At 70.0% G+C, this 11,407-nt stretch carries 9 protein-coding genes; 4 read left to right on the forward strand and 5 right to left on the reverse strand.

What is annotated here, in order from left to right; translation table 11 throughout:
• Nucleotide 1 precedes the first annotated feature (1 nt).
• The 3 genes from RM704_RS19795 to RM704_RS19805 all read right to left on the reverse strand — a co-directional run bounded on the left by RM704_RS19795 (nucleotide 2) and on the right by RM704_RS19805 (nucleotide 3,323).
• Entirely contained in the window at nucleotides 2–862 is an 861-nt protein-coding gene (locus RM704_RS19795; RefSeq protein WP_033528095.1) for an ABC transporter permease, read from the reverse strand.
• Between the two features lie 70 nt (nucleotides 863–932).
• Nucleotides 933–1,958 (reverse strand): ABC transporter ATP-binding protein, encoded by a 1,026-nt coding sequence (locus RM704_RS19800; protein ID WP_078937187.1) that lies wholly within the window; start codon nucleotides 1,956–1,958, stop codon nucleotides 933–935.
• A gap of 141 nt (nucleotides 1,959–2,099) precedes the next feature.
• Entirely contained in the window at nucleotides 2,100–3,323 is a 1,224-nt protein-coding gene (locus tag RM704_RS19805) for an NYN domain-containing protein (protein WP_033528210.1), read from the reverse strand.
• A 242-nt stretch (nucleotides 3,324–3,565) separates the two neighbouring features.
• On the opposite strand from RM704_RS19805, the gene RM704_RS19810 reads away from it, so the two are divergent.
• Nucleotides 3,566–3,730 (forward strand): hypothetical protein, encoded by a 165-nt coding sequence (locus RM704_RS19810; RefSeq protein ID WP_192829687.1) that lies wholly within the window; start codon nucleotides 3,566–3,568, stop codon nucleotides 3,728–3,730.
• 81 nt (nucleotides 3,731–3,811) lie between these two features.
• Here RM704_RS19810 and dnaE read toward each other — a convergent pair whose 3' ends face one another.
• Entirely contained in the window at nucleotides 3,812–7,351 is a 3,540-nt protein-coding gene (dnaE, locus tag RM704_RS19815; RefSeq protein WP_033528211.1) for a DNA polymerase III subunit alpha, read from the reverse strand.
• Between the two features lie 216 nt (nucleotides 7,352–7,567).
• On the opposite strand from dnaE, the gene RM704_RS19820 reads away from it, so the two are divergent.
• From RM704_RS19820 to RM704_RS19830, 3 genes are all read left to right on the forward strand, one after another.
• Nucleotides 7,568–8,917 carry a DUF2252 domain-containing protein gene (locus RM704_RS19820; RefSeq protein WP_033528097.1) on the forward strand — a complete coding sequence of 450 codons (1,350 nt, stop codon included), beginning with the start codon at nucleotides 7,568–7,570 and terminating at the stop codon, nucleotides 8,915–8,917.
• A gap of 67 nt (nucleotides 8,918–8,984) precedes the next feature.
• A complete protein-coding gene (locus RM704_RS19825) occupies nucleotides 8,985–9,668 on the forward strand; it encodes a hypothetical protein (protein ID WP_033528098.1) in 684 nt (227 codons plus the stop codon).
• Nucleotides 9,669–9,747: 79 nt separating this feature from the next.
• The gene (locus tag RM704_RS19830; protein ID WP_033528099.1) at nucleotides 9,748–10,548 is read left to right on the forward strand and encodes a DsbA family protein; all 801 of its coding nucleotides are present in this window, start codon (nucleotides 9,748–9,750) and stop codon (nucleotides 10,546–10,548) included.
• Nucleotides 10,549–10,627: 79 nt separating this feature from the next.
• Here the strand turns inward: RM704_RS19830 and RM704_RS19835 are convergent, their stop codons facing one another.
• On the reverse strand, nucleotides 10,628–11,287 hold the full coding sequence (locus RM704_RS19835; protein ID WP_033528100.1) for a hypothetical protein: 660 nt from the start codon (nucleotides 11,285–11,287) through the stop codon (nucleotides 10,628–10,630).
• Nucleotides 11,288–11,407: the final 120 nt, after the last annotated feature.

Below are 11,407 nucleotides of genomic sequence, written 5' to 3' on the forward strand. Positions count from 1 at the left end.
GTCACCGGACGGCGGCCCGCCGGTAGGCCCAGGTGGCGACGGCAAGCGAGACGACCCCGACCCCCGCGCACACGGCGAGGTCCCGGAGCACGAACGCCCAGTCGGGGTTCGGCCCGAAGGTCCGCGCGAAGGCCTCCACGCCGTACGTCGACGGCAGCAGGTCCCGGGCGAACTGGATGAAGACCGGCATCCGGTCGGCGGGCAGCACGCCCAGGAGCAGCGCCGCCGACATGCCGAGCTGTCCGAGCACGGTGGCGAGTTCCGGGCGCGGGGCGAGCAGTCCCAGCGCGGCGCCCAGGCCGGCGAGGGCGGCCCCGGCGAGCGGGATCACGGCGGCGAGCACCCAGAGGTGGGTCAGCGGCAGCCCGAAGAGCACACAGCCGAAGACGGCGGTCACGACGGTCCCCGGCACGGTGAAGGAGGCGTACGCCCCCGCCGCGCCCAGCACCACGGCCGCCGGCGGCACCGGCAGGGTCGCGTAGTGGTCGAGCCCGCCGCTGGAGCGCAGCTGCCCGAAGTACTGGGCCAGCAGGTTCAGCGCGACGAAGGCGACGACGAGCACCGCCGAACCGGCGACCACGGCGTGCGCCTCGGCCCCGCCGTCCACCACACCGCGCATCAGGATCATGATCCCGATCGACTGGAAGGTGGCCACGAACAGCAGCGGGATCCGTGCGACCCGCGCCCGGGACAGCTGCGCCCGGTACACCGCGCAGAGCGATGGCCACAGGCGCGCGCGGGGCCCGAGCTCGGCGGCTCGGCGCTCCACGCGCTCCTCCACGGCCAGGGCCTTGCCCGGCAGGATCTCGGCGGGTACGACACTCACGTCGAGCTGCTCCCCTTCGCTTCGGCTGTCGCCCATTTTCGTACGGCTGCGACAGCCATGTCGTTCACCTTCGCACCGACTGCTCTCCGGCTCACGCCCGCGTCCCTCACCCCTTGACCAGTCCCTGGGCGCTGCCCGCGCTGCCGCCGAGCGCCAGGTAGACGTCCTCCAGGCTCGGGGTGGCGAGGGTGAAGTCGTCGAGCGCCACGAAGGCCGCGCCCCCGGTCACGGTGGCCACCACGGCACGCGCCTCCTCGGGGGCGAGCCGGAGCGTCCAACGGCGCCCGGACTCCACCGCGCGCGGGCGCAGCGCCACGACCTCGGGGACGTCCAGCGGAGCCTTCTCCCGCCACACGAGTTCGACCCGCACCTCGCCCGCGACCTGCTCCTTCAGCCCGGTCGGCGAGTCGCAGGCGATGACCCGGCCCTGGTCGAGGACGGCGACCCGGTCGAGCACGGTCTCGGCCTCGATGACGTTGTGGGTGACCAGCAGGACGGTGGTGCCGGACTCGGCGCGCCGCCGGTCGACGGCGGCCCACACGGCGCGCCGGGCCACCGGGTCCATACCGCTGGTCGGCTCGTCGAGCACGAGCAGCGGACGCTCCCCGACGAGCGCGGTGGCGAAACAGGCGAGCCGCCGCTGCCCGCCGGACAGCTTCTTCAGCGGCCGCGCGGCGAGCCCGGTCAGTCCCAGTTCCTCCAGCACCGCGTCCCGCTCGGCCCGCGCCCGCCGTACGTCCAGCCCGCGCAGCCGTCCGGTGGTCTCCGCGGCGAGCGCCACGGTCAGCTCGTCCAGGGCGGTCGACTCCTGCCCCAGATAGGCGAGGATCCGCGAGGCCCGCTCCGGGTGCCGCACGATGTCGTGGCCCAGGATCTCGACGGTGCCGTCATCGGGCCGCATCAGGCCGGTCAGCTGCCGTACGAGCGTGGTCTTGCCGGCCCCGTTGGGTCCGAGCAGCCCGAAGATCTCCCCGCGCCGGACCTCCAGCGCCACCGCGTCGTTGGCCCGCACCTCGGGGGTCCCGGGCGTCCCGCGCCGTCCCCGGGTCGCCGGATACGTCTTGGTCAGGCCCCGCACAGCACACACGACATCCTCACCATGCCGGACCGCCTGTGCCGTACGCGTACTCACGAGGGACGAGCCTACGGGGTCATGGGTGCCGATTTCCTTCCGGGTCGCCTCAGCCGCGCCCTGAAGGGGCGCGGGGCCGTCCCACATGCGGCTCCACCTGCAGCCGCCCACGAAAAGGCACCCCCGAGCTACACGGCGTCCCTAACGCTCCGCCGCCGGCGCGTGCTCGACCCCCGTACGCACATCGATCTCCCGCCAGAACCCGGCCCTGATCGCGTACCGGTCGTGCTCGTCGATCTGGTCGTCCTTGTGCGCCAGCAGCCCGAACCGCGCGGCGTACCGCAGCAACTCCCCGTCCACCCGATGCGGCACCCGGGGATACATCCCCGACAGCTTCTGCAGGTGCGACTGGTCGGTCAGCCGGGCCATCCACCGCCGGGCGAACACCTGTCCGACCTCGAAGGGATCGCCCCCCACGGTCGTGATGTCCTCCTCCCGATCGGCCCACCGCTGCTCCGCCGTCGTCAGCTGCGCCAGTGTCGGCATCGCCGCGGCCTCCGGCGGCTCCGCGGCGCCCCCGGGCCGGTCCACCCAGCCCTTGTCGGAGGACCACCGGAGCGTGGCGGTGGCCGGATGCTGCACGGCGTGCGCTCCGGGCCCGCGCATCGCCGCCAGGTCCTTCGGCGTCGGTACGCCCTTGGGCGCGGCCGCCCGTTCCTCGCTCCCGTTGCGCGCGGTGTCGGCCGCCGACGCGTGCTCGGGCTCTCCCGGGGCCCGTTCGGCGGCCGCGGCGAGCGCCGACTCGGGCAGCGGCGCCGACAGGATCGCGGCGATCTCCGGTCGCGGCACCCGCTGGGGCGCACAGATCCCGCCGATGTCCTTGGCGCGCACGGCCTTGGTGATCCACATCCGGTCGAGCACCCGCCGCTCGTCGGCCTCGGCCACCAGGTCCTCGGACTGGTTGTAGTCGCCGTCGGCCGCCTGCACCGCCCACAGGTGTACGGCGACGCCGTGCTCCTTGGCGGCCATCATGCCCGGCAGCAGATCCCCGTCGCCGGTCACGAGGACCACGTCGGAGCACGCGCGGTTCCGGGCCAGTTCGGTCAGTTCGGCGTGCATGGCGGCGTCCACGCCCTTCTGCGCCCAGCGCCCGTCGCTGCGGGTCAGCGCGCCCAGCCGGACGGTCACCCGGGGCATCACGCGCAGCCGGCGGTGCTCGGGCTGCGGGACCCGGTCGGGGGCGCCGTCGAACCAGTAGATGCGCAGCAACGGCCGTTCGGTGTCGGCCTCGGCGCGCTCGCGCAGCCCCTGGATGAGGGCGGCGTGATCGACGGTGATGCGGGACCGGGAGGGTTCCCCGGCGAGGAGGCTGGCGGCCGCGCCGAGCAGATACCCGGCGTCCACCAGGACGATGCAGCGGTCCACGCGATCCACCCTCTTTCCGGGAGGTTTGCTTCGGGCTTCCTTCGAGTCTGCCCGACCGCGCGGAGGTTAACGGCCGGAACTCGATCTTCGGCGTGGCGTATCCGGGTGTACCCCCGTGGCGGCGACCCACGGTCCGACAACTCTCGTCACGGACGGTGATTTTCCGAAATGCGTGCCTTCTCATGCTATGTGAGTCTGGTCGCGGCCCTGGCCCCTAGATCCCCCACAGGAGGCAGATCACCATGGCCAAGAACAAGAAACAGGACCGTAAGCAGCCGCAGTCCGAGCGTGGTCAGCAGCAGACCCAGCAGTCCTCGCTGGAGTCGCAGGCCGAGCAGCGCGCGACCCAGGTGACACCCGGCGACATGGCTCGCAAGGGACGGCAGAAGCGCTTCGGCCACAACTGACATCCGCGCGGAGGGCTGTTGCAGCCCAGGTACGCCGAGGGGCGCATCCGAACACCGGATGCGCCCCTCGCCTTCGTCGGCTCAGCCGGCCAGGCAGGACGGTCCGAGCAGTACCTTCAGGTCGCCGAACAGGGCCGGGTCGGGCTTGACCCGGTGCCGGTCGAGGCGGAGCACGGTCGTCTTGGTCGGCCCCTGGAGCCTGATCCGGACCTCGCTGTCGCCCTTGTGATGGGTGAGGATCTCGCCGAGCCGGCTGACCATGGGCGGGGTGACCCGGGTGGCGGGGATGGTGAGGATCACCGGCGCGTTGGTGCCCGCGTTCGACAGGTCGGGGACCTGCATCTCCATCGCGACGAGCCGCGGCACGTCCTCGCGCTTGTCCAGGCGTCCCTTGACGAACACGACCGCGTCCTCGACGAGTTGGGTCGAGACGAGCTGGTAGGTCGCCGGGAAGAACATGCACTCGATGGAGCCGGCCAGATCCTCGACGGTGGCGATGGCCCAGGCGTTGCCCTGCTTGGTCATCTTGCGCTGGAGGCCCGAGATGATGCCGCCGATGGTGACGACCGCGCCGTCCGCGTGCTCACCGCCGGTGAGCTGGGCGATGCCCGCGTCCGCCTTGTCGGAGAGCACGTGCTCCAGGCCGAAGAGGGGGTGGTCGGAGACGTAGAGACCGAGCATCTCCCGCTCCTGGGCGAGCAGATAGGTCTTGTCCCACTCCTCCGTGGTGAACTCCACGTCGAGCCCGAAGCCCGGCTCGCTGCTGTCGTCCTCGCCCATACCGCCGAAGAGGTCGAACTGGCCCTCGGCCTCCTTGCGCTTGACCGCGACCACGTTGTCGATCATCGGGTCGAAGTGCGCGGTGAGGCCCTTGCGGGTGTGCCCCATGGAGTCGAAGGCGCCCGCCTTGATCAGCGACTCCGTGGTCCGCTTGTTGCAGGCGACCGCCTCGACCTTGTCGAGGTAGTCCGGGAAGGAGGCGTACTTCCCCTTGGCCTTGCGGCTGCGGATGATCGACTCCACCACGTTCGTACCGACGTTACGGACCGCGGAGAGGCCGAAGAGGATCACGTCGTCGCCCTGGGCGGCGAAGTTCTGCTCGGACTCGTTGACGTTCGGCGGGAGCACCTTGATCTTCATGCGCCGGCACTCGTTGAGGTAGACCGCCGACTTGTCCTTGTCGTCCTTGACAGAGGTGAGCAGCGCGGCCATGTACTCGGCCGGGTAGTTGGCCTTGAGGTACGCCGTCCAGTAGGAGACCAGACCGTACGCGGCGGAGTGGGCCTTGTTGAAGGCGTAGCCGGCGAACGGGACCAGCACGTCCCACAGGGCCTGGATGGCCTCGTCGCTGTAGCCGTTCTTCTTGGCGCCGGCCTGGAAGATGGTGAAGTTCTTCGCCAGTTCCTCGGGCTTCTTCTTGCCCATCACGCGGCGGAGGATGTCGGCCTCGCCGAGCGAGTACCCGGCGATGATCTGCGCCGCCTTCTGCACCTGCTCCTGGTAGACGATCAGGCCGTAGGTGACCGCGAGGACCTCTTCGAGCGGCTCCTCCAGCTCCTTGTGGATCGGCGTGATCTCCTGGCGGCCGTTCTTGCGCTCGGCGTAGTTGATGTGCGAGTTCATGCCCATCGGGCCGGGCCGGTACAGGGCCGAGACGGCGGAGATGTCCTCGAAGTTGTCGGGCTGCATCTGGCGCAGCAGCGAGCGCATCGGGCCGCCGTCGAACTGGAAGACGCCGAGCGTGTCACCGCGGCAGAGCAGTTCGAAGGTCTTGGGGTCGTCCAGCGGGAGGGAGAGCATCTCCAGGTCGATGCCCTTGTTGGCCTTCACCATCTTGATGGCGTCGTCCATGATCGTGAGGTTGCGCAGGCCGAGGAAGTCCATCTTCAGCAGGCCGAGCGACTCGCACTGCGGGTAGTCCCACTGGGTGATGGTCACACCGTCGGTGTGCCGCACCCAGATCGGGGCGTGGTCGACGATGGGCTCGCTGGACATGATCACGCCGGCCGCGTGCACACCCATCTGCCGGACCAGGCCCTCGACGCCCTTGGCGGTGTCGATCACCTTCTTCACGTCCGGTTCGTTCTCGTACATCGACCGGATCTCGCCCGCCTCGCTGTAGCGCGGGTGGGAGGGGTCGGTGATGCCGTTGAGGTCGATGCCCTTGCCGAGGACGTCGGCGGGCATGGCCTTGGTGAGCCGGTCGCCCATCGCGTACGGGTAGCCCAGCACGCGCGCGGAGTCCTTGATGGCGTTCTTCGCCTTGATCTTGCCGTAGGTGCCGATCATGGCGACCTTGTCGGCGCCGTACTTCTCCGTCACGTACCGGATCACCTCGACGCGCCTGCGCTCGTCGAAGTCGATGTCGACATCGGGCATGGAGATGCGCTCGGGGTTGAGGAACCGCTCGAAGATCAGACCGTGCGGGATCGGGTCGAGGTCGGTGATGCCCATGGCGTACGCGACGATCGAGCCGGCCGCGGAACCCCGGCCGGGGCCGACCGCGATGCCCTGCTTCTTGGCCCACATGATGAAGTCGGCGACCACGAGGAAGTAGCCCGGGAAACCCATCGAGATGATGGTGTCCATCTCGTACTCGACCTGCTTCATGCGGTCGTCCGGGATGCCGTCCGGGAAGCGGCGGTGCATGCCGCGCATGGTCTCCTCGCGGAACCAGCTGACCTCCGTGTACCCCTCGGGGATGTCGAACTTCGGCATCAGGTTCTTCGCCTCGAACATGCCGCTGGTGTCGATCTGCTCGGCCACCAGCAGGGTGTTGGCGCAGCCTTCCTGCCAGGCGTCCGAGGAGTCGATGGCGTACATCTCGTCCGTGGACTTCAGGTAGTAGCCGGTGCCGTCGAACTTGAAGCGGTCCGGGTCGGAGAGGTTCTTGCCGGTCTGGATGCACAGCAGCGCGTCGTGCGCGGTCGCCTCGTGCGCGTACGTGTAGTGCGAGTCGTTGGTGACCAGGGGCGGGATGCCGAGCTTCTTGCCGATCTCCAGGAGGCCGTCGCGGACCCGGTGCTCGATCTCGATGCCGTGGTCCATCAGCTCCAGGAAGTACCGGTCCTTGCCGAAGATGTCCTGGTACTCGGCGGCCGACTTCAGGGCCTCGTCGAACTGGCCGAGGCGCAGCCGGGTCTGCAGCTCGCCGGAGGGGCAGCCGGTGGAGGCGATGAGCCCCTCGGACCACTGGGAGATGGTCTCCTTGTCCATCCGGGGCCACTTCTGGAGCCAGCCCTCGGCGTACGCGTCCGAGGAGAGCTTGAAGAGGTTGTGCAGGCCCGTCTTGTTCGCCGCCCAGATCGTCTTGTGCGTGTAACCACCCGAACCGGACACGTCGTCCCGCTTCTGGTGCGGCTGGCCCCACTGGATCTTGCGCTTGTTGCGGCGGGACTCGGGGGCGACGTACGCCTCGATGCCGATGATCGGCGTGACGCCGGCCTTCTTCGCCGTGTGGAAGAAGTCGTAGGCCCCGTGGAGGTTGCCGTGGTCGGACATGGCGATATGGGTCATGCCCATCTCGTTGCACGCGTCGAACATGTCCTTGAGCCGCGCGGCACCGTCCAGCAGCGAGTACTGGGTGTGGACGTGCAGGTGCGTGAACGGCGGCTTTGACACGGCTTCGGCCTCCAGGGGGGACACAGGGACAACAGGCGTGAACGACTTCCCCACGGGCTGCTGACAGTCTGGGGGACAGCGTCGAAGTCTATGCCTCGGCAGTGACACGGCGAGGGGTCTCCCCCGTACCTTTCGGGGAGGAGTCGTGGGCACTCCCGTGCGCGCTCGCACGTTGAGAGGGCGACCCACCCGTGATCCACCAGGAGGCACCCAGCGATGTCGGTTCCGCAGCTCAACGACGAGCGACGCGGTGAGGAGATCCTCGCCGTCTTCGACACCGCCTTCGGCCGGCTCCTGGCCGCCGACCCGGCCGCGTTCCGCGTGAAGTTCCGGAAGATGGCGGCCTCGGCGTTCGCGTTCTACCGGGGCACGGCCTGCCTGTTCTACAAGGACCTGGACGAGGAGAACGCCGGGCGGGGTGGTGGGAGCGAAGGTGCCGGTCCGTACCTGGACGAGCGCACCTCGCGGGTGTGGATCCACGGCGACCTGCACGCGGAGAACTTCGGCACGTACATGGACTCCACGGGCCGCCTGATCTTCAACGTGAACGACTTCGACGAGGCGTACGTCGCCCCCTTCACCTGGGACCTGAAGCGCTTCGCCGCCTCCGTGGCGCTCATCGGGTACGCGAAGGCGCTCAGCGACGAGCAGATCACGGAGCTGGTGGAGATCTACGCGGCCGCCTACCGCGAGCGGATCCACGCCATAGCGACCGGCGCCAAGCGGGACGAGGTGCCCCCGTTCACCCTGGACACCGCCCAGGGCCCGCTGCTGGACGCGCTGCGCGACGCCCGGTCGCTGACCCGCTTCGGCCTCCTGGACTCGATGACGGAGATCCGCGACTTCGAGCGCCGCTTCGCGCCGGGCGGCGGCTCCATCGAGCTGGACGCGGCCACGCGGTACAAGGTGCTGGCAGCCTTCGACGGCTATCTGGAGACGCTGCCGGAGTCGTCCCTGACCCGCCCGGACTCCTACCGGGTGAAGGACGTCGTCGGCCGCCGGGGCATCGGGATCGGCTCGGCGGGCCTGCCGTCGTACAACATCCTGCTGGAGGGGCAGAGCGACGCCCTGGAGAACGACGTCGTGATCTACATCAAGCAGGCCCAGACCCCGGCCGTCTCCCGGCACATCACCGACGATCGGATCCGTGACTACTTCGAGCACGAGGGCCACCGCACGGTGATCTCCCAGCGCGCTCTGCAGGCGCACGCGGACCCGTGGCTGGGCTGGACCGAGCTGGACGGCGCCGGACAACTGGTCGCCGAGGTGTCGCCGTACGCGGTGGACCTGGACTGGAGCGACATCGACGACCCGGAGGAGATCTCGGCCGTCGTCGCCGACCTCGGCCGGGCCACAGCCACGATGCACGCGGCGGCGGACGACCTGACCGGGCAGTCCCTGGTGCCGTTCTCCACGGAGCGGGCCATCGACGCGGCGATCGCGGCCGACGAGGAGGGCTTCGCACCCCTCCTGGTGGACTTCGCGCACGCGTACGGGGCACGCGCGCGTGCGGACCACCAGATCTTCGTCGACCTCTTCCGCAACGGCCGGATCCCCGGCCTGTAGACGTCCGTCACTCACAGGGGCCCTTTAGCGGTCCCTTACGGGTGAACGTGGGAGACTCTCCAACGCCATGGACATATCCGGGACCCACTTCAGAGCCGTACGCGCGGCGTTGTTCACGGCGGTCGTCGTGACGCTCGGCACCGCGTCGCACGTGCTGCTGTCCGGGGTCCCGCTCCCGCTGACCACCGTCGCCGCGATCGTCGCCGCCGTCTTCCTCGTCGCCTACGCGCTGGCCGGCCGCGAGCGCGGCTTCGGACGCATCGCCGGTGTGCTGGTCCCACTGGAGCTGGCCGCCGACACGGTCTTCACCGCGGGGCAGCACGCCTGCTACGGCGAGGCGGGCGGCCCCGTCACGGGTCCGCTGCGCCAGGTCGGGCTGGACGTGCTGTGCGGCGGCAGCGTCGGCGCACCGCTGGCGGGGGTCACCGGCGGCTCCGAGCGAGCGGCCGCACTGCTGGCGGGCGCCGGACCGTCCACCGCCTGGCTGCTGCTCGCCGCGCACGTCGGCGTCGGGCTGCTGGCCGCCGCCTGGCTGCGGCGGGGCGAGCGGGCGCTGGGCCGGCTGCTGGACGCCGCGGTCGCCGCCGGCTTCCGGCCGCTGCTGATCGCGGTCGCCTCCGTCCTGGTGCGGCCCGCCCCGGCGGAGCAGCGGCCGAGGCGCGTCGTGCCCCGTACGGCCACCGCCCGCACCCTCCTCTTCGCCCACTCCCTGGGACGGCGTGGACCGCCGTGCTCCGTCACGTTCGCGTGACCGCCTTCTGAGCACGAGCACATCCCCGTCACACCTTTCCGCGCACCCCGGGTGCGCGTTTCCCAGGGAGAACACCCTTATGAGCAAGCGGAACAGCAGCGCGGCGAAGTCGGCGGCCCGTGAGCGGCTGCGTCTGGAGCGCGAGCGTCAGGCCAAGCGCGCGAAGGTCCGGCGTCAGGCGATCGTGGCGGCCTCGATCGTCGCGGTCCTGGCGATAGCCGGCGGCGTCGGCTACGCCGTGGTCCAGACCAGCAAGCCCACGGAGTGGGAGGCCGCCGCCGAGGCCACGGTGGTCGCGCCGGCCAACACCTCCGGCAAGAACGGCACGACCGTGCTGATCGGCGACTCCCCGTCCGACAACGTGGTCCACCTGTACGAGGACCCGCGCTGCCCGGCCTGCGCCAGCTTCGAGCAGACCGTCGGCGAGACCGTCGACAAGGGCATGGAGGACGGCGACTACAAGCTCTCCTTCACGATCGGCACCTTCCTCGACGGCAATCTCAGCGGCGAGGGCTCGAAGAACGCGCTGAGCGCGCTCGGCGCCGCCCTGAACGTCAGCCCCGAGGCGTTCCTCGACTACAAGGCCGCCCTGTACTCCGCGAAGTACCACCCGTCGGAGTCGACCGACGAGTTCGCCAAGGACAGCTATCTGATCAAGGTGGCCAACACGGTCGACGCGCTGAAGAACAACAAGAAGTTCCAGGACGCCGTCGAGAAGGGCACATACGACGCCTGGGCGATGCGGATGAGCAAGTCCTTCGACGACGCCGAGGGGGTCGAGTCGACCCCGACCATCAAGATCAACGACAAGACGGTCAGCAACCCGTCCTCGGTCGCGGACTGGGAGAAGGCGCTCAAGGACGCGGGCGTCACCAAGTAACGCCCCGCGTCGCGCACGGGACGGGTGGGTCTCCGGAGGCCGTTCCTCCGGACACCCACCCGTGCCTCCCACGCCGTGGCTACGGCGCGATGTACGGCTTGACGCGCCCCCGGTAGTCCTCGGGCCGGACCTCGTTGTAGTACTTGTCGGCGTCCTCGTCGTCCGAGGTGAAGATGTAGGCCGGGCACTCGTCGGACTCGGCCTTGCCGCTGTGCGCGTACTGCTCCTTGCCGGTGCGCGCCTCGACGACCCGCAGCCGGTACGAGGTGTTGTACGTCCGGATCTTCAGCGGCTTGCCGTCGGCCTCCATGTCGCAGACCTTGCCGGTCGCGGTGGCCTTGGTGCGCTCGACGCAGACGACCAGCTCCGCCTCGGCCGGCTTGTCCTCGTAGCCGAGGAACCAGCCCTTGGGGAAGTCGCCGTCGAGAGGCACGCTGCTCGTCCAGCCGTCGCCGGTGCTGTTCATGAGCTGCGCCGGGTGCACGGTCTTCTTCGTACGGTCGTAGGCCGGCAGTCCGGCGAAGCCGAGTCCGTCCGTGCAGACCCGCTCCAGGTCCTGGGTGGTCAGCGGAACCTCCGGTTCGTCGGCGGCGGCACCGGCCGACGACGACCCGCCGTCACTGCCTCCCCCCGTGCTCCCAGTGCTTCCAGTGCTCCCGGTGCTCCCCGTGGATGACGAGCACCCGCACAGGACCATGCCCAGCACTCCGGCGGCGACCCACACCTGGGCACGCTGCATCGACGACCTCCCTGCCGAAAGAGAAAGAAGCAGGCAGGGCATGTCCCCCCGGGTCATGCCCTGTCCCCCCTGCCCTGCCGAAACAGAAGCGTGCCGGACTCCGGGAGGACGGGCATCGGG

It is taken from the genome of Streptomyces gottesmaniae (assembly GCF_031845845.1).
GTDB lineage: Bacteria > Actinomycetota > Actinomycetes > Streptomycetales > Streptomycetaceae > Streptomyces > Streptomyces akebiae.